The organism is Pseudomonas sp. LB3P14, from assembly GCF_054898045.1.
Window position 1 is genome coordinate 6,242,293 of sequence record NZ_CM142714.1, and the last position, 18,390, is coordinate 6,260,682.

19 protein-coding genes are annotated in these 18,390 nt (G+C 60.6%); 11 read left to right on the forward strand and 8 right to left on the reverse strand.

What is annotated here, in order from left to right:
* Window positions 1-47: 47 nt before the first annotated feature.
* On the reverse strand, window positions 48-722 hold the full coding sequence (locus ACYZT5_RS28580) for a YciC family protein (RefSeq protein ID WP_462048357.1): 675 nt from the start codon (window positions 720-722) through the stop codon (window positions 48-50).
* 174 nt (window positions 723-896) lie between these two features.
* Between ACYZT5_RS28580 and ACYZT5_RS28585 the strand changes: the two genes are divergently transcribed.
* The 3 genes from ACYZT5_RS28585 to ACYZT5_RS28595 all read left to right on the forward strand — a co-directional run bounded on the left by ACYZT5_RS28585 (window position 897) and on the right by ACYZT5_RS28595 (window position 2,903).
* Window positions 897-1,652 (forward strand): DUF2076 domain-containing protein, encoded by a 756-nt coding sequence (locus ACYZT5_RS28585; RefSeq protein WP_462048358.1) that lies wholly within the window; start codon window positions 897-899, stop codon window positions 1,650-1,652.
* Window positions 1,653-1,789: 137 nt separating this feature from the next.
* Window positions 1,790-2,269: a LabA-like NYN domain-containing protein gene (locus ACYZT5_RS28590; RefSeq protein WP_046048735.1), complete on the forward strand. Its 480-nt coding sequence runs from the start codon at window positions 1,790-1,792 to the stop codon at window positions 2,267-2,269.
* Window positions 2,270-2,291: 22 nt separating this feature from the next.
* A complete protein-coding gene (locus ACYZT5_RS28595) occupies window positions 2,292-2,903 on the forward strand; it encodes a 3'-5' exonuclease (protein ID WP_046048736.1) in 612 nt (203 codons plus the stop codon).
* 123 nt (window positions 2,904-3,026) lie between these two features.
* On the opposite strand, the gene ACYZT5_RS28600 is transcribed toward ACYZT5_RS28595, so the two are convergent.
* On the reverse strand, window positions 3,027-3,476 hold the full coding sequence (locus ACYZT5_RS28600) for an Lrp/AsnC family transcriptional regulator (RefSeq protein ID WP_074871128.1): 450 nt from the start codon (window positions 3,474-3,476) through the stop codon (window positions 3,027-3,029).
* 163 nt (window positions 3,477-3,639) lie between these two features.
* Here ACYZT5_RS28600 and yedA point away from each other — a divergent pair, with 163 nt between their 5' ends.
* Together yedA and ACYZT5_RS28610 are read left to right on the forward strand one after the other, a co-directional pair.
* Window positions 3,640-4,566: a drug/metabolite exporter YedA gene (gene yedA, locus ACYZT5_RS28605; RefSeq protein WP_462048359.1), complete on the forward strand. Its 927-nt coding sequence runs from the start codon at window positions 3,640-3,642 to the stop codon at window positions 4,564-4,566.
* Between the two features lie 78 nt (window positions 4,567-4,644).
* Window positions 4,645-5,979, forward strand: coding sequence for a DEAD/DEAH box helicase (locus ACYZT5_RS28610; protein ID WP_462048360.1), 1,335 nt, complete (start codon window positions 4,645-4,647; stop codon window positions 5,977-5,979).
* A 114-nt stretch (window positions 5,980-6,093) separates the two neighbouring features.
* On the opposite strand, the gene ACYZT5_RS28615 is transcribed toward ACYZT5_RS28610, so the two are convergent.
* On the reverse strand, window positions 6,094-7,335 hold the full coding sequence (locus ACYZT5_RS28615) for a TIGR03862 family flavoprotein (RefSeq protein ID WP_462048361.1): 1,242 nt from the start codon (window positions 7,333-7,335) through the stop codon (window positions 6,094-6,096).
* A gap of 187 nt (window positions 7,336-7,522) precedes the next feature.
* Window positions 7,523-8,443: a histone deacetylase family protein gene (locus ACYZT5_RS28620; protein ID WP_462048362.1), complete on the reverse strand. Its 921-nt coding sequence runs from the start codon at window positions 8,441-8,443 to the stop codon at window positions 7,523-7,525.
* Between the two features lie 86 nt (window positions 8,444-8,529).
* Here ACYZT5_RS28620 and ACYZT5_RS28625 point away from each other — a divergent pair, with 86 nt between their 5' ends.
* From ACYZT5_RS28625 to ACYZT5_RS28635, 3 genes are all read left to right on the forward strand, one after another.
* Entirely contained in the window at window positions 8,530-9,099 is a 570-nt protein-coding gene (locus ACYZT5_RS28625) for a GNAT family N-acetyltransferase (protein WP_462048363.1), read from the forward strand.
* A 103-nt stretch (window positions 9,100-9,202) separates the two neighbouring features.
* Complete coding sequence (tesB, locus tag ACYZT5_RS28630) at window positions 9,203-10,072, forward strand: acyl-CoA thioesterase II (RefSeq protein ID WP_462048364.1); 870 nt, start codon at window positions 9,203-9,205, stop codon at window positions 10,070-10,072.
* Complete coding sequence (locus ACYZT5_RS28635; RefSeq protein ID WP_462048365.1) at window positions 10,069-10,662, forward strand: HAD family hydrolase; 594 nt, start codon at window positions 10,069-10,071, stop codon at window positions 10,660-10,662. The genes tesB and ACYZT5_RS28635 overlap by 4 nt, the downstream gene beginning before the upstream one ends.
* 97 nt (window positions 10,663-10,759) lie before the next feature.
* Here the strand turns inward: ACYZT5_RS28635 and ACYZT5_RS28640 are convergent, their stop codons facing one another.
* From ACYZT5_RS28640 to ACYZT5_RS28655, 4 genes are all read right to left on the reverse strand, one after another.
* Window positions 10,760-11,719 (reverse strand): alpha/beta hydrolase, encoded by a 960-nt coding sequence (locus tag ACYZT5_RS28640; protein WP_462048366.1) that lies wholly within the window; start codon window positions 11,717-11,719, stop codon window positions 10,760-10,762.
* Window positions 11,720-12,613, reverse strand: a complete 894-nt coding sequence (ypfJ, locus tag ACYZT5_RS28645; protein WP_462048367.1) for a KPN_02809 family neutral zinc metallopeptidase — start codon at window positions 12,611-12,613, stop codon at window positions 11,720-11,722. It abuts the gene before it with no gap.
* 216 nt (window positions 12,614-12,829) lie between these two features.
* Window positions 12,830-13,663, reverse strand: a complete 834-nt coding sequence (locus ACYZT5_RS28650) for an aldo/keto reductase (RefSeq protein ID WP_462048368.1) — start codon at window positions 13,661-13,663, stop codon at window positions 12,830-12,832.
* Window positions 13,647-15,395 carry an FAD-dependent oxidoreductase gene (locus ACYZT5_RS28655; protein ID WP_462048369.1) on the reverse strand — a complete coding sequence of 583 codons (1,749 nt, stop codon included), beginning with the start codon at window positions 15,393-15,395 and terminating at the stop codon, window positions 13,647-13,649. Before ACYZT5_RS28655 ends, ACYZT5_RS28650 begins: the two co-directional genes overlap by 17 nt.
* A gap of 177 nt (window positions 15,396-15,572) precedes the next feature.
* Here ACYZT5_RS28655 and ACYZT5_RS28660 point away from each other — a divergent pair, with 177 nt between their 5' ends.
* From ACYZT5_RS28660 to ACYZT5_RS28670, 3 genes are all read left to right on the forward strand, one after another.
* Window positions 15,573-16,349: an IclR family transcriptional regulator gene (locus ACYZT5_RS28660; RefSeq protein WP_462048370.1), complete on the forward strand. Its 777-nt coding sequence runs from the start codon at window positions 15,573-15,575 to the stop codon at window positions 16,347-16,349.
* Between the two features lie 123 nt (window positions 16,350-16,472).
* The gene (locus ACYZT5_RS28665; RefSeq protein WP_462048371.1) at window positions 16,473-17,528 is read left to right on the forward strand and encodes a Gfo/Idh/MocA family protein; all 1,056 of its coding nucleotides are present in this window, start codon (window positions 16,473-16,475) and stop codon (window positions 17,526-17,528) included.
* 8 nt (window positions 17,529-17,536) lie between these two features.
* Window positions 17,537-18,352, forward strand: coding sequence for a sugar phosphate isomerase/epimerase family protein (locus ACYZT5_RS28670; RefSeq protein WP_462048372.1), 816 nt, complete (start codon window positions 17,537-17,539; stop codon window positions 18,350-18,352).
* Window positions 18,353-18,390 lie beyond the last annotated feature (38 nt).

The window sequence follows — 18,390 nt, forward strand, 5'->3', positions numbered from 1 at the left end:
GACCCGAGCATAACCGACAGACGGGCTTAAGCCCACGGGTAGAGCGGTCAGAGCGGCCCGTCAATTTTCTCGGGGACTTCGCTGATCAGCATGAACAAGCGGAACAGCACCACGCTGGTGAACAGTTGCAGGAAGCTGTGGGCGCTGTCGATCAGCAGGGAAATTATCGGGTTCTGCGGCTCCGGGTATACCGCCAGGGTCGCCCCTTTGAGCACCCACAACGGGCCCATCACACACAAAATGCACACCAGAATACGCAGGAAGTGGCCGCGGGTCAGGCGCAGGCTTTCCTTCATCGCCGCCAGCGGGGCCAGGCCACGCAGCACCAGCAGGTATTCGCCAAACGCCAGGGTCACCATCAACCAGATGCCCGGCAGGAAATACAGCGACAGGCCGATCAGGATCAGCAGGGTATTGAGGGCGGTGAGTAGGGCGAAGCGTGGCCACAGGGTCGCGGACATCGCCAGCAGGTCGCGATTGCGCGGCGATTCGCCACGGCTGCGGGCATCGAGAAACAGGATCAGTGCGGCGGTGTACAGCGGGTAGACCAGCAAGCCGACCATCACGCTGATGCCAGGAAAACTGTCCGGCTCGGTGGAGTGGTCGACCACTAGTTGCAACAGCGCCTCGAAGATCACCAGCGGCAGGCACAGCCGAACGATCTGGCCCAGATTGCGTTTGAAGAAATACAGAGAGTCACGCAGTACATCGAACGAATTCATCAGTCGGTATCGCAGGTTGGAAGCAGTGGCCCACTTTAACCGATGAAGCGCTTTGGGGCGCAAACGTAAACGTTCGGTAAAGACCATTGAAACATCCTGCATCAACCTCCATTAGAGGGGTGTCCCTTATCCACAGTGGATAGGGCAGATATCCCGGCAATCTACGAGGTCGCCATGAACAGCGAAGAACAAACCCTGATCGATGGACTGTTTTCCCGGCTGCAACAGGCCGAAACGGACTCAGCCCCGCGCGACGCCCAGGCCGAGGCGCGGATCAAGGAACACCTGACTCGCCAGCCAGCGGCAGGCTATTTCATGACCCAGGCGATTCTGGTGCAAGAGGCTGCCATCAAGAGCCTCGACGAACAGAACAAGCAGCTCGCCCAGCAAGTCCAGCAATTGCAGGCCGAACTGCAGCAGGCCAAAGCTCAGCCGGCTGCTCCGGCAACCAGCGGCGGCGGCTTTCTATCGAGCATATTCGGCGGCGGTTCCCGTGATCCGCAGCCTGCGCCCACCCAAAGCCCACCCGCATCGAGCGGTGGCGGCTGGCGTGAACCGGCGCGGCCGTCGTTCAACTCGCAGCCGCCACAACAGAACTTCGGTGCTGCGCCTCCTCAGCAGAATTACGCCCCGCAACAGCCTGCCGGCAGCAGTTTCCTCGGTGGTGCATTGAAAACCGCAGCCGGCGTGGCCGGTGGCGTGATGCTGGCGCAAGGCATCAGCAGCCTGTTCCACCACAATCAGCAGCCGGAAGTGGTTGAAGTCATCAAGGAAGAACCGGCTCAGGTCAATGATCAGAGCGGTGATAACGGCTGGGGCGATGATCAGCGTGTGGCTGACAACTCCAACGATCAGGGCGGCTTTACCGATGCCGACTACAGCGATGACAGTTCATCGTTCTTCGGCGGCGACGACGATTCCTTCGTCTGATACGCCATTCGTCCGGAGCGCTGCGGCGCTTCGGGCCGATTATTCGCGGAACAATCCTTCAGGCTGGCATACTGGGCAACTTTTCGGGCCTGGTGCCTGATCCTGCCCGCGCTCCGGCGCGCCAACGAGGATGACCGGTGAAAAAAATCGCAGTGTTCGCCGATGTCCAGAACCTCTATTACACCGTGCGTCAGGCCTATGGTTGCCATTTCAACTATGCCGCGCTGTGGGCTGATATCAGCAAACAGGGCGATATCGTCGAGGCCTATGCCTACGCAATCGATCGCGGCGACAGCAAACAACAGCAATTCCAGCAGATCCTGCGCAACCTCGGTTTCGTTGTGAAGCTCAAGCCTTACATCCAGCGCAGCGATGGCTCGGCCAAAGGCGACTGGGACGTGGGCATCACCCTCGACATCATGGACGCCGCCGATCATGTCGACGAAGTGGTGCTGGCCTCCGGTGACGGTGATTTCGACATGCTGCTGGAGCGCATCATCACAAAGCACGGGGTGCAAGCAGTGGCCTACGGCGTGCCAGGCCTGACGGCCAACTCGCTGATCCGCGCCGCCAGCCGCTACGTGCCGATCGAAGGCGCGTTGCTGCTCAAGAATTGATTTTTACGGAGTTGAAACAGGTTTGGAACGCATAGCAGTCATCGACTTTGAAACCACCGGGATCTCCCCGAGCAGCAGCTGCCGGGCCACGGAAATTGCCGTGGTGATCCTTGAACAGGGGCGCATCGTCGAGCGTTACCAAAGCCTGATGAATGCCGGCGTGCGCGTCCCGGCCTTCATCGAACAACTCACCGGCATCAGCAACGCCATGCTGCGCACCGCGCCGTCGGCCGAGCAGGTGATGAACGAAGTCAACGAATTCGTCGGCATCACACCGCTGCTGGCGCACAACGCCGCGTTCGACCAGAAGTTCTGGGACTTTGAACTCGGCCGCATCAAACGCACGCGCTTGCAGAACTTTGCCTGCTCGCTGCTACTCGCCCGCCGTTTGATGCCCGCCGCGCCGAACCACAAACTCGGCACCCTTACCACGTTCGCCAACCTGCCTCACACCGGTAAAGCTCACCGGGCCATGGCCGATGCCGAGATGGCGGCCAACCTAACGGCGCACCTGGCCCAGGAGTTGCGGCAGAAACACGGCTTGCGCGAGTTGTCGCATGATCTGCTCGTCAGTTTGCAGAAAGTACCGGCGGCGAAGATCAATGAGCATCTGAAGCGGCATCGCGGGTTCTAAATACACCGCCACTGATCGTTCCCACGCTCTGCGTGGGAATGCCTCAATGGACGCTCTGCGTCCGCTTCTGGGACGCGGAGCGTCCCGGGCTGCATTCCCACGCGGAGCGTGGGAACGATCTGGTCAGGGCTTCCCCTCCAACTGCCCCAACGGCACGCGCTTCTCGATGGCGCTCGACAGCACGATCGAGGTCTTGCTGAACCCGAACTTGGCGATCCGGTTGATCAACTCTTCGAGCTCCGGCATCGATCCCACCGCAGCCTGCATGATCACGCACGGATCACCCGTCACCCGGTGGCATTCGGTCAATTGTGGGATTTTGATCAGATCGTCGTAGGCCTTCTGATTACCGTGCTGGTTCAGGCGCAGTTCGATGACGCACTGGATCGGCAATCCAAGCTTGGCCATGTCGACTTTCGCCTGGTACCCGGTGATGACTCCGCAGGCTTCGAGTTTGGCCACGCGCTCTGCCACGGCCGGGGCGGACAGGTTCACTTTGCGCGCCAGGTCGGCGTAGGACGCACGACCGTTTTCCAGCAGGGCGCTGAGGAGCATGCGGTCGTATTTATCCATCGTGGCATTCCTGAAAAATGACTGACTTTCGAAAGCACGGTTTATAACGGCAATCTCCGTGTTTTGAAAAGTGTACCGGCGCTATAAACAGGTTTTGTAACTTATTTTACGCCGCTGGCCTTTCTAGAATAGCTGTTCACTTGTCTTGCCTACGAGCTGTCCCATGCCTGGCCTACGCCGTTTTCCCTTACCGTTGATCGCCGCCTTTTTCGCGTTGTACGTGATTTGGGGTTCGACCTACCTGGTGATTCGCATCGGCGTGGAGTACTGGCCGCCGTTGCTGCTCGGCGGTATCCGTTTCGTGATCGCCGGGACCTTGATGTACGCCTTCCTGCGCTGGCGCGGGGCACCTGCACCGACCTGGGCGCAGTGGAAATCCGCCGGGATCATCGGGATCTTGCTGCTGACGTGCGGTAACGGCGCGGTCAGTGTGGCTGAACACACGGGGGTCGCCTCCGGTGTTGCTGCATTAGCGGTGGCGACAGTGCCGCTGTTTACCTTGCTCTGTGGATATTTCTGGGGCGCGCGTAATACCCGTCTCGAATGGGCCGGGATTGTGCTCGGGCTGATTGGCATTGCCATGCTCAACCTCGGCTCCAACTTGCAATCGAGCCCGCTGGGCGCCGCATTGCTGGTGTTCGCGGCGGCTTCCTGGGCCTTCGGTTCGGTCTGGAGCAAACACTTGCCGCTGCCCCAGGGCGCGATGGCCAGTGCCGTGGAGATGCTGGTGGGCGGCGCGGCGTTGTTGATCGGCAGTGCGCTGAGCGGTGAGCATCTGGAACGTATGCCGCCGATCGAAGGTTGGGCGGCCCTGGCCTACCTGACTGTCTTCGGTTCGATCATCGCTTTCAACGCCTACATGTACCTGTTGAAAAACGTGCGTCCGGCGGCAGCCACCAGTTATGCCTACGTCAACCCGGCGGTGGCGGTGTTGCTGGGGATCGTGTTTGTTGGCGAGACCATTGGTATTGAAGAAGGGCTGGCGATGCTGGTGATCATCAGTGCCGTGGTGTTGATCGGGTTGCCGCAGTGGCGTCGAGCTCCCGTTCAACCTGCCGTAGCGGTGCCGACAGAATCCCGTGTGAATTAGGGTAAACTGCGCGCCATTGCATCTCGTTTTGCACACTTGTTTTGAAAAACCCGCGCTGAATTTTCCTACGGTAATCCCATGACTTTCGCCTCCCTTGGCCTGATCGAACCCTTGCTGCGCTCTCTCGAGACGCTCGGCTACCAGACTCCTACGCCGGTTCAGGCGCAAGCCATTCCGGCGGTGCTGGCCGGTCGCGACCTGATGGCTGCGGCCCAGACCGGCACCGGCAAGACCGCCGGTTTCGCGTTGCCGCTGCTGCAGTTGCTGGCCATGGAAGGGCCGAAGGTTGCCTCCAACTCGGTGCGCGCCCTGATCCTGGTGCCGACCCGCGAACTGGCGGAACAGGTTCACGAAGCCGTGCGTCAGTACGCCGAGAACCTGCCGTTGAGCACTTACGCGGTGTACGGCGGCGTCAGCATCAACCCGCAAATGATGAAGCTGCGCAAAGGTGTCGACGTGCTGGTGGCGACCCCGGGTCGTTTGCTCGACCTGTATCGGCAGAAGGCCCTCAAGTTCAATCAGCTGCAAACCCTGATCCTGGACGAAGCCGACCGCATGCTCGATCTGGGCTTTTCCGAGGAACTGGGGAACATTTACCGCGTGCTGCCAAAGCAGCGTCAGACGCTGTTGTTTTCCGCGACTTTCTCCGACGCCATCCGTTTGCTGGCCGGGCAAATGCTCAACGATCCGCTGAGCATCGAAGTCAGCCCGCGCAACGTCGCCGCCAGCACCGTCAAGCAATGGGTTGTGGTGGTGGACAAGAAGCGCAAGCCGGAACTGTTCATCCATTTGCTGCGCAAGGGCAAGTGGAAGCAGGTGCTGGTGTTCGCCAAGACCCGCAATGGCGTGGACGCGCTGGTGGAAAAACTCCAGGGCCTGGGCATCAACGCCGACGGCATCCACGGCGACAAACCGCAGGCGACCCGTCAGCGTGCCCTGGACCGTTTCAAGGCCAGTGAAGTGCAGATTCTTGTGGCCACCGACGTCGCGGCCCGTGGTCTGGATATCGAAGATTTACCGTTGGTGGTCAACTTCGACCTGCCGATCGTGGCTGAGGACTACATCCATCGGATCGGTCGTACCGGTCGCGCGGGTGCAACCGGGCAGGCTATTTCGCTGGTCTGCGCCGATGAAGTGAATCTGCTGTCGGCCATCGAGACGTTGACCCGTCAGACATTGCCTCGCCAGATGGAGCATGACTTCGAGCCTGAGCACCGGGTGCCGGATACCGATGCCAGCGGTCAGGTGGTCAAGAAGCCGAAAAAACCGAAGAAGCCGAAGACGTCCAGTGGCGGCAAACGCAATCTGGGTAAATGGGTTGAGAGTGGGGATGCTTCGGCGCCGGAGCCTTCGATCAAGCCTGTGCGGAAGGTGCCGGTGTTCAACACTGGGCCGCGTAAGCGTAAGCCTTGATCACCCAATGATCGTTCCCACGCTCTGCGTGGGAATGCCTCTTGTGACGCTCCGCGTCACGCTGGACGCAGAGCGTCCATGGCTGCATTCCCACGCAGAGCGTGGGAACGATCATCACGCCCCTCGCGTCAACCACTCCACCATCCCCAACCCCGCCGCTCTCCCACTGGCAAAACACGCCGTCAGCAAATACCCCCCCGTCGGCGCTTCCCAATCCAGCATTTCCCCCGCGCAGAACACGCCAGGCAGTTGCTTGAGCATCAATCGTTCATCCATCGATTCGAACATCACGCCCCCGGCGCTGCTGATGGCTTCATCCAGCGGACGGGTTTTCACCAGCGTCAGTGGCAACGCCTTGATCGCTTTGGCCAGCAGCGCCACATCGGCAAAACATTCGGCCGGAGTAAGTTCGCGCAGCAACGCTGCTTTCACACCATCGATCCCGAGCTGGCTGTGCAGATGTTTCGACATGGAACGAGACCCTCGCGGTTTGCTCAGCGCAGCCTGCACTTTATCTACAGGCCTGCCCGGCAACAGGTCGAGGTGAACGGTCGCCGAGCCGTGCTGATTGATGGCTTCGCGGATCGGCGCCGACAAGGCGTAGATCAAACTGCCTTCAATCCCGGTCGCCGTGATCACACATTCGCCGAGCCGTGGGACGTCGTCATTGAGGCCAATGGCGATGTTTTTCAGCGGTGCGCCGGCGAATTTGCTGACCATCAACTCGCTCCAGGCCTGCACCTCGAAGCCGCAATTGCTCGGTTGCAGGGTTGCCAGCGCTATACCGCGTTGTTCCAGTGGCAGCATCCAGGCGCCGTCCGAACCGAGGCGCGACCAGCTGCCGCCGCCGAGGGCCAGCAAGGTTGCGTCAGGCTTGACGGTTTTTTCACCCTCGGGGCTGTCGATGCGCAATTCGCCGCTGTCATTCCAGCCGCGCCAGCGGTGACGGGTGTGGATAACGACGCCGCTGTCACGCAGACGTTTGAGCCATGCACGCAACAGGGGGGCGGCTTTCATGTCTGTAGGAAAAACTCGGCCGGAGCTGCCGACAAAGGTTTCGATGCCCAGGTCATGAATCCATTGGCACAAGGCTTCGGCACCGAAACCTCGCAGCAACGGCGCAATGTGCGGCGCGCGTTCGGCGTAGCGCGAGAGAAACGCCGGGTAGGCTTCGGAATGGGTGATGTTCATGCCACCCACACCGGCCAGCAGGAATTTTCGCCCAACTGAAGGCATGCCGTCGTACAGATCAACCTTGATCCCGGCCTGGCTCAGTACTTCAGCCGCCATCAAACCGGCGGGGCCGCCGCCGATGATGGCAACGTGAGAAGAGGAGGAGGGCGAGGGCTGGGTCATGGCTAGAGCTGCGGCGTGGCGGAATAAGCCGCGCATTCTACCAGCACGAATCATTGTGGGCGTTGTTGAAGAAGCTGATCAAAAAACAACCACCCCTTTGCAGGCTATAGGCAGCATAGCCTGTAGGACCTTTCACTCAGGTTATCCACAGGCAGTTCCACAGGCATTGTGGGTAAAGACCCACACCTCAATGACAACCTGATGACTGCCAGACCCGCTGCGCGCTGTGATGGAGGATTCCATGACGACGCGCCAACGCCTTGCGGTCCTTGCTGTAGCCGCCGCCGATCACTCCGACCACCGGAATATCGCGGCCCAGGCAATGACGCATCACACTTTCATCGCGAGCGGCGACGCCTTCGTCCGTCAGCTTCAGGTAGCCGAGCGCGTCATCTTTATGCACATCGACGCCAGCGTCATACAGCACCAGGTCAGGTTGGTAGAGCGGCAGCAAATAGTTGAGCGCATCGTCCACCACCGTCAGGTAATCGGCATCGCCCATCCCCATGGGCAGTGGAATGTCCCAGTCACTTTCGGCTTTGCGTGCAGGAAAATTCTTTTCGCAGTGCAGGGAAACGGTCACCGCCTCCGGGGTGTTATGCAGAATCCGTGCAGTCCCGTCGCCCTGATGCACATCGCAGTCGAAGATCAACACTCGATTCACACGGCCGCTTTCCAGCAAGAAATGGCTGATCACTGCCAGGTCATTGAAGATGCAAAACCCGGCAGGATGGTCGTAGTGAGCGTGATGGGTGCCGCCCGCCAAATGACAGGCCAAACCATGTTCCAGCGCCTGCTCGGCGGCCAGAAGCGAGCCGCCAACTGCCCGCACCGTGCGTCGGGCCAGCGCTTCGCTCCACGGCAGACCGAGGCGCCGCTGGTCTTCGCGGGACAACTCGCCGCCCATGTAGCGTTCGATATACGCAGAGTCATGTGCGAGGGCGAGAATCTCTGGCGGGCAGAGGTCGGGGCGCAGCAGGTCGGCGTCGCGGGTCAGGCCACTGTCCACCAGGTGATCGCGCAGCAGGCGAAACTTGTCCATGGGGAAGCGGTGATCCGCCGGGAACTCGGGACTGTAGTCTTCGTGGTAGATCAGGGGCAGGGGCATGGCTGATTTATCCAGGAAGGCCTGTAGGAATGAGTGAAGGATCCTACCAGCGATGTAGACTTGCGGCATGGAAATGGGGGGGCACGATGGAGCCGATACTGAAACTCGAGAGCGCGCGACTGCTGTTACGGCAGTGGCGTGATGAGGATTTGCCGGAGTTTGCGGCGATGTGCGCCGATCCACAGGTGATGCGATATTTTCCGGCGCCCTTGAGTCGACTGGAAAGTGCTTCGCTGATCGGACGGATTCGTGGCCATTTTGCCGAGCATGGCTTCGGTCTCTGGGCGCTGGAGCGCAAGGATACCGGGGCATTTATCGGGTTTACCGGGCTCGCAGTGGTCGGTTTCGACGCGCCTTTCACCCCGGCCACCGAAATCGGCTGGCGCCTGGCCCGCGAGCACTGGGGCCTTGGCTACGCCAGTGAAGCGGCGTGGACCGCTCTGCGCTGCGGGTTTGACCGGTTGCCGCTGAAAGAAGTCGTGTCCTTCACCAGCGAAACCAACCTGCCGTCGCAGAAAGTCATGCAGGCGATCGGCATGCACCATGATTCAGCGGATGATTTCGAACACCCGAGGCTCGCGGTCGATCATCCCCTGCGTCACCATGTGCTGTACCGCATCACTCGTGAACAATGGCTGCAAACCTTGCATGGATAAGCCGGCACGGACGTTTACAATGGCTCCCATGGGCCCTGGCCAGAAATTGAATCGACCGTCGCAGCCAAGACTGCGCGGCATGCGTTGTGTGAGGAGAGTCTGAATGAGCCAAGTGTTGGATGATCTGGTTGACCTGTTGACCCTGGAACCGATCGAAGAAAACCTGTTCCGTGGCCGCAGCCAGGACCTGGGTTTTCGTCAGCTGTTCGGCGGTCAGGTGATTGGTCAGTCCCTGTCGGCGGCCAGTCAGACGGTCGAAGAAGCGCGCCATGTGCATTCCATGCACGGTTATTTCCTGCGTCCGGGCGATTCCGCGTTGCCAGTGGTTTATCAGGTTGATCGGGTACGCGACGGCGGCAGCTTCAGTACGCGCCGGGTCACGGCGATTCAGAAGGGCAACCCGATTTTTACCTGCAGCGCCTCGTTCCAGTACGACGAAAAAGGCTTCGAGCACCAGGCCGAGATGCCGACCGTGGTCGGCCCGGAAAACCTGCCGTCGGAGCTGGAACTCGCTCAACAGCGCGCGCACCTGATCCCCGAGCACATGCGTGAAAAACTGCTGTGCCCCAAACCGATCGAATTTCGACCGATCACCGAGAAAGATCCCTACAACCCGCCACCGTCCGATCCGATCAAATACGTCTGGTTTCGCGCCGACGGTGCGTTGGCTGACTCTCCAGCGCTGCACAAATACTTGCTGGCGTACGCCTCGGACTTCGGTTTGCTGACCACCTCGATGCAGCCCCATGGCAAATCGGTCTGGCAGAAAGACATGCAGGTTGCCAGCCTTGATCATGCGCTGTGGTTCCACGCCGATCTTCGCGCCGATGACTGGTTGCTCTACGCGATGGACAGTCCGTGGGCCGGCAATTCCCGTGGCTTTACCCGTGGCAGCGTGTTCAACCGCGCCGGGCAACTGGTGGCGTCGGTCACGCAGGAAGGCCTGATTCGCCACCGCAAGGATTGGGCATGAGCCTGGCCGAGGTGCGGCACTGGGTGTTCGACATGGACGGTACCCTGACGGTGGCCGTGCATGACTTCGCGGCGATCCGCGTGGCGTTGGCGATTCCTGCCGAAGACGACATCCTGACCCACCTCGCCGCGCTCCCGGCCGATGAAGCCGCGGCCAAACATGCGTGGTTGCTGGAACACGAACGAGACCTGGCGCTGGGTTCGAAAGCGGCACCGGGCGCGGTAGCACTGGTGCGTGAGCTGGCCGGGCGCGGCTATCGCCTGGGCATTCTCACCCGCAATGCTCGCGAACTGGCGCATGTCACGCTGGAGGCGATCGGCCTGGCCGACTGCTTCGCGGTAGAGGATGTGCTGGGCCGTGATGAAGCACCGCCAAAACCCCATCCAGGTGGTTTGCTGAAGTTGGCCCAGGCCTGGAATGTGCCAGCCAGTGAGATGGTGATGGTCGGTGATTACCGCTTTGATCTGGATTGCGGCCGGGCGGCGGGGACAAGGACGGTGTTGGTGAACCTGCCCGATAATCCGTGGCCTGAGTTGACTGATTGGCATGCGGCGGATTGTGTGGTGTTGCGGGAAATGCTTTCGGCTTGAGGGCCCCTTCGCGAGCAGGCTCGCTCCCACAGTGGAATGCGGTCTCCTGTGGGAGCGAGCCTGCTCGCGAAGGGGCCCTGCCAGCCACCACAAAAACTCACTGACTGAACAACGCTTTCTGCCCCTCAGGCGAGTTAAACATCCCATCCCCATCATGCCCGACCCCAGGCACTTCGATCAGTTGCTGACTCAATCCTTGAGGATGCAGCCGTTTCAGAGAAGCAAAATAATTGCGCCCGCGAACCAATCGATTGGCTCCCTGAGCTTGGGCCTCACAGCTTTTATCCAGCGCGGGCTGCTTCGGGTCGATGTCCTGCTGCCCGAGTAGATAAACGACATCGCGTTTGACGTAGTTTTCCTCCAACTGCTTGGCTGATTGCCCTTGGGCATAGGCGGGTAAATCCGTCAGCCCGTACTTCCAGCGATTGAAATTTGGGCAACCGGCGTGGCTGAACGCCACTGGCCGTCGTTCATCGAAGTACGCGTAAGAAGACGGGTTGGCAATGACGTAACGCACCTGTATGTCGGCCGCCTTGAGCGCTGGCTGATCGTGGCCCAGCAACGCGTATCGCTGCACCACCTGAGCGCCACCGGAGTGACCGGCGATGACGATTTGCTTCACGTCCGGAAACTGTCGGCGATCGCCGATTCGGGCGATGATTTCGTCGAGCGCAGCGTAGGAACTCAGGGAAAACGGAGCGGTGGATAAGTCACCCGCCATCCAGTCATTGCCCTGCCAGCGTAATACGCTGTCAGCCACGGGATGGGCCGCGATGTCGGTTTCATTGAGAAATTGCGGGGCGAGCACCAAGGTGCTCGCGCTTTGCCCGGCCTGTTCGGCCGCGCGCTCGGCGCTCTGGCGATAGGTATCGGCATTGCGCAATCGACCATGGATGATGATCAGCACGCGTTCGATTTTCTTCGGCGCCGGGCCGATGCCCACCGCGATTTCACCTGAAGTCAACAGCAAGCGTCCGGGGCTGACCTCCTTGACCGCATGCTCGGCAGCCTGGGCGCTTGCGCAGGTGATCAGTAGAGCTAACAGCCACTTATTCATTTATAGGTTTTTCGCTGCAAAGGTATCGCACTGGCCGACCTGGCCTTGCGCGAATCCGGTTTTGAACCAGCGCACCCTTTGCGCCGACGTACCATGCGTAAACGAGTCCGGGACCACGCGCCCCTGGCCTTGCTGCTGCAAACGGTCATCGCCGATGGCGTTGGCGGCGTTCAAGGCTTCTTCGATGTCACCGGGTTCCAGCCAGTTCAGACGTTTCTGCGCATTATTGGCCCAGACCCCGGCCAGGCAATCGGCTTGAAGTTCCTGGCGTACCAGCAAACCGCCGTCGCCTTCCATCTGCCGGCCCTGTTGGCGGGCCGTCTGAATTTTCGCCGAGACACCGAGCAAGGTCTGCACATGGTGTCCGATTTCGTGAGCGATCACGTAGGCCTGAGCGAAGTCGCCAGCAGCTGAAAAGCGTTGGGACATTTCCTGGAAGAAACTCATGTCCAGGTAGACCTTCTGGTCCGCCGGGCAATAGAAAGGGCCGGTCGCCGATGTTGCCAGGCCACAGGCCGAATTGACGCGGCTACTGAACAGCACCAGGGTCGGTTCCTTATATTGACGGCCCGCCTGCTGGAAAATCTGACCCCAGGTGTCTTCGGTATCGCCGAGGATCGAGCGCACGAACTCGGCCCCTTCATCATTGGCCGGCGGGGTCTTGCGGGTTTCGGTCGGTGCGGGTGCCGATTGCTCGCTCACCTGTCCGGTCAGTTGCCCGAGGATTTGCATCGGGTCCTGGCCGGTGATCCAGCCGATCCCGACGATCAATATAATCGCCGTCAGGCTCAGGCCCTTGCCGCCACCGAAGCGCATCCCGCCACCACCACTGCCGACATCATCTCCACGGGCATCGACCACGTTGTCGCTGCGTCGGCCTTTTTTCCATAGCATGTGGGAATCCTCTGATTGTCCGTGGGGATGAGTGTTGCTGCTGAGTGGGAGCGGCGCCAGTCCGGTCGTCCATCTTTTGTTGCGCGCAGGAGCCTTCCCGGCAACCTGTGATGGGTTGCCGGGAATACTCCAGACTCGTATTGAACACGGACAACCCATCTAATTCCTTCAGGTGATGGGTTTTTATCGAGCAGGCGACCGCCTGCGTCGGCGGGATTACTGGTCGAACGCATCCCACACCGGCGCAAAGTCCGGATTGACCTGACGTTCGCGCTTGGACAAACCGGCAATCAGCGCTCGGTCTTCGTCATCCAGATTCACGTCGAGCGCTGCCAGGTTGGCCAGTTGATTAGCCTTGCTACTGGCTTTTGGAATGGCGGCCACGTTCGGTTGATCCAGCAGCCACTTGAGTGCCACCTGCGTGGGCAGGACTCCGTGTTTGGCGGCGATTTGCTGAATGTGCGGGATGTCCGAGACCTTGTTGCGGGCCAGTGGCGTGTAGGCGGTCAGCGCCAGGTCATGTTGACGGGCGTAGTCCAGCAGAGCGTTTTGTCCGAGCAGTACGTGGTACTCGACCTGGATGGCTGACAGCGGCGTACCCAGTTCCTCGACGACTTTGCGCAACAACGGCAGTGGAAAATTCGCCACACCGATGTTGCGCGCCAGTCCTTGTTCCTTGAACGACACCAGGGTCTCGATCGTGCGCGACAGGTCCCAGTCGGTGGTCGGCCAGTGGATCATGAACAGGTCAACGTAATCGCTGCGCAAGGCCTTGAGGCTGCGGTCCATGGAATGGCGCATGGCGTCGGGTTGAAGCTGATCCCACCAGACTTTGGTGGTGACGTGGATGTGATTGCGAGGGGTGGGACTGTTCACCAGCGCTTGGCCGACGGCGTCTTCGTTGTTGTAGGCCGCTGCGGTGTCGATGTGCCGATAACCCACTGCCAAGGCCTGTTCCACGGCGCGTGTGCATTCCTCGCCGAGCATCGGCCAGGTGCCGAGGCCGAGTTTGGGCATGTTCAAACCCTGTGCGTTAACGATGCGCTGCATGGTCGATCTCCTGTTCGTAAGCGGTAATACCTGCGATATGTCGCGCGGCGATGTAGCCGAAGGTCAGCGCCGGGCCAAGATTGATGCCGCCGGCGGGGTAGTGCCCGCCCATGATGCTGGCCATGTCGCCGCCCGCTGCATACAGCCCGGCGATGACGTTATTCGATTCGCCGAGAACCTGAGCGTGTTCATTGACCTTGAGGCCGGCGAAGGTGCCGAAGCAGCCGGGCTGGACTTTCACGGCATAGAACGGACCTTGTTCGATCGGTGCGACGCAAGGGTTGGGTTGCTGCAACGCATCACCCTGTTTGCGGTTGTAAGGCGTCGAACCACGACCGAACAGTGGGTCCTCACCGGTGCGCGCGTGCCGGTTGTATTCGGACACAGTGCTGCGCAAACCATTCGGATCAATGCCGCAGGCCTCGGCCAATGCCTCGATCGTGTTGCCGGTTTTCAGATAGCCGCTGCGGATAAAGGACGACAGCGGTACCGGAAACGGCCGAGAGATACCCAGGCCATAACGCCGCTGAAAACCATGGGTGCAGACCAGCCAGGAGGCGACTGCTTCGCCCTTCGGGGCGGCGGCGACCATGGCGGTCACATAGTCGTAGTAGCCGTTGGCTTCGTTGACGAAGCGCTGGCCGTTGCTCAACACGCCGATGATCCCTGGTTTGCCGCGCTCGATGATGTGCGGGAAGTGGCCGATGCTGCCGTCCTTGTGCGGCACTTGCGAAACCGGTGCCCAGGCCACGGGCGACGCCAGATTGGTATTTACCCGCGCACCTGCACTTTCGCCCAGTCGCAGGCCATCGCCGCAGACGCCGAGAGGGGGCAACGCCAGGTGTTCATGCCCGGTTGGCGTACGGGGAAACAATGCCTTGCGCCGCTCAATGTCATTGGCAAAACCGCCGGCCGCCAGCACCACGGCCTTGCGCGCATGGATGCGGACCTTGCCTTTGGCGGTGCTGATCACCGCGCCTCGAACCTGATCGCCATCGCGCAGCAGCTCGGTAACGGGCGCCGACTCCCAGAGCAATACGCCGAGGTCTTCGGCGGATTTTGCCAGCCGAGCCACCAGCGCCACACCGTTGACCAACTGCATCGCCCGACCATGAACGGCGAGGTCGAGCAGATGCCGCGTAAAGCGTCGGGTCACGTGCCAGGCGGCCGACGGCGAGCGCGTCAGGTTGAGAAATGCCGAGAGGTCCGCACCTGCCATGATGGGCATGCCCATGAACGACGTTTCCCGCAGGGTTTTGCGAAGACGCTTGAGCAGCTTGCCGACTTTTCGTCCGTCATAAGGTGCCGCGATCACCGAACGTCCTCCCGTGCCGGCGCCCGGTGTATCGCCATGAATGTCGGCGATGGCGTTGCCGTCGGCAAATTGCAGTGAGGTGTGCTGCTCGAAGAACGCCACCATCCGCGGGCCGGCTTCGAGGAAAGCATCGATCATGGCCGGCTCGTAGCGCTCGCCCAGTTCATGTTTCAGGTAAGTGCGGGGTTGCTCGATGTCTTCGACAATACCGGCGCGTCGCGCCAGGGGATTGCACGGCACCCAGGCCCAGCCACCGGACCACGCCGTGGCGCCGCCAAACACCGGATCTTTTTCGACCACGATGACTTTCAAACCGTGCCACGCCGCGGTCACTGCAGCCGATAGTCCGGCCGCACCGGAGCCGACGATCAGCACGTCGCAATCGATATCCGGGAGATTATTGGGGTCGGCAGGCATCGTCTGAAGCTCCAGCGGTTTGTATTTTTTAGAATTTGATTCCAGAAAATATAGGAGCGTAATCGAACTCGGCAACTTTTCATCCGGTAAAACGGGCGGTTATCGGACAGTGAGTTCCAGATTTCGCATTCGGTCGGTTGTCTTCTAGAATCGGACAAATTTTGTGTGGAACCTCCCATGGCCGGCAGTCAGATCGAACGTGTTTTCAGCGTGCTTGAAAACCTCACCAGTGACCCTCGTGGCGTGCCGATGCAGACGCTGGCAGAGCAACTGGATATCCCCAAAAGCGCGACCCACCGGTTGCTCGCCGAGCTGATTCGGCTGGGTTATGTGCGGCAGAATCCGGATAACCTGCGGTATCACCTGTCGACCAAACTGGTGGCCATGGGTTTCCGCTATTTGTCGGGCAGTGGCGCAGACATTGTGCAGCCGGTGCTTGATCGCCTCGCCCAGGAAACCGGCGAGCTGGTGCGTCTTGGGGTGATCGAAGGTGAGCGGCAGATCTGGATCGCCAAATCCCAGGGCGCCCGTTCCGGCTTGCGTTACGACCCGGACATGGGCCGTGATGCACCCTTGTTTTACACCGCGTCGGGGCATGCGTGGCTGGCCTGTATGAGCGATGCCGAGGCGCTATCCCTGGTAGAGCGGCAGGGGGGCGAGCGGCCGAAGGACCTTGGGCCGAATGCACCGCGTTCCAACATCGAATTGCTGGAGCGCCTGCGTATGGCGCGGGAGCAGGGTTATGCCTGGGTCGAGGAGAGTTCGGCAGTGGGCACCTCGGCGATTGCTGCGGTCGTGCGACATCCGAGTGACGGTCGAGTCATCGGTGTGCTGAGCATCGCCGGGCCCAGCGCGCGGATGCCGGGCGCGCGGCTGCATGAGTTGGCGCCGCTGTTGTTGAAATTTACCGAGGAGCTGTCGGCGGCCAGTCTGGCGTCGGAGTTGTTCATCTGATTGCTCCTACAGAAGCTGTGCGTTGTTCGCACACTTTTTCGGTTTGCTTGTGTAAGAATCTGGAACCAGGTTCTAAATTATTGGAATTCACCCTTCCAACAATAATCACAAGAGGACCGCACGATGAACTCCCCCCTTCGTATTGCCTTGATCGGTGCTGGCAACATGGGCCGGCAGCATTACCAGCATCTGCAATCCCTGGTGGAAGCGACCTTGTGCGCCGTGGCCGATCCGGGCCCGCAAGCAGCGGGCCTCGCGGCGGAGTGGGGCGTGGCGTATTTCGCCGATCATTGTCAGATGCTGGAGCAAGTGAAGCCGGACGCAGTGATCGTCGCCAACCCGAACACGCTGCACGTCAGCACCGCCCTCGATTGCCTCGCTGTCGGTGTGCCAGTCCTGCTGGAAAAACCGGTGGGTGTGCACATGGATGAAGTCCGTGAGCTGGTCGCCGCGTCGAAAGCCACGGGCGTTCCCGTGCTGGTCGGTCATCATCGCCGGCACAACCCGCTGATTGTCCGCGCCCATGAACTGGTGCAAAGCGGCGCGTTGGGCCGGCTGACGACGGTGACTGCACTCTGGCAGTTGCGCAAACCCGACAGCTATTTCGAGACGCCCTGGCGCCGTGAGGCCGGCGCGGGAATGTTGCTGACCAACCTGATTCACGACCTCGATCTGCTCCGGCATTTGTGTGGCGAAGTGCGGCAGGTCCAGGCGATCACCAGCAACGCGGTGCGCGGGTTTGCCAACGAAGATTGCGCGGCGGTATTGCTGCAATTCGACAGCGGCGCGCTGGGTAGTCTGACCGGTTCCGATGCGGTCGCGGCGCCCTGGAGCTGGGAGCTGGATTCCGGGGAGAACCCGGTGTATCCGCGTCAGGCCGATCAGCCGTGTTATCTGCTGGCCGGGACGGGCGGTGCGTTGAGCATTCCGCAGCTTAAGCGTTGGCACTACGCCGACACCGATGGGGGATGGTATCGACCGTTGCTGGCGGTGCAGGAAAGCTTCAGCGCCGATGAAGCGTTACGTTTGCAGTTGCAGCATTTTGTGCGCGTGGCGCGTCGGGAAGTCGAACCGTTGGTGAGCGTCGCCGATGCCGCCCGCACGTTGGCGCTGATTGAAGCCATTCGCGAGGCCGCCGAAACCGGCCGTGCCTGCGCACCGACCTTGATCGAAGGATGACCCTGCACATGAACGAACGGATCTTTTCCCTGGCCAGCCTGACGGTGCTGGAATTGTCACCGCCCGAGATGGTCGAAGTGGCGGCACGGGCCGGTTACAGTCATGTCGGATTACGTTTGGAGCCTGCGACGCCTGAAGAACACCACTTTGCGCTGGTCGCCGATGTCGGGTTACGGCGCAGGACTTTGGCGCGACTGCGCGATACCGGCATTCGTGTATTGGATGTCGAAATCCTGCGTCTTAAACCGGATACCGTCGTCGCCGACTTCGAGAAAATTCTGGCGGTCGGTGCCGAATTCGGTGCCAGTGAATTACTGGTGGCCGGTAACGATTCTGACGAGCAGCGGCTCACCGATAACTTCGCTCGGCTCTGTGATCTGGCAGCACCTTACGAGCTTCATCCTCATCTGGAGTTCATGCCGTGGACTGATGCGCGCAATCTCGAACAGGCTGTGCGCATCGTCGACAACGCAGGGCGTGAAAACGGCGCGGTGTTGGTGGATGCCTTTCATTTCGACCGTTCGGCTTCGCGGCTGGAAGATCTGGCCAGGGTTGCGCCGTCACGGTTACGGTATGCACAGTTGTGTGACGTTGCGGGGCCGCGACCGACGGACATGGCGGAGATTTTGCGCCAGGCCCGTAACGAACGGCGTTTTCCGGGCGATGGCGATTGTGATCTGGCGGGGTTGTTGCAATGTTTACCGGCTGATATTCCGTTGAGCCTGGAGATCCCCACCGTGAAGTTGCTTGAGCAGGGTGTGAGCGGGTTGCAGCGGGCACGGATGGCGTTGAGTAAAACCCGTGAATTGTTAGCGGGGCTGTAAGGGCGCTTTTAAATAGTTGATGCACAACACAAGGGATA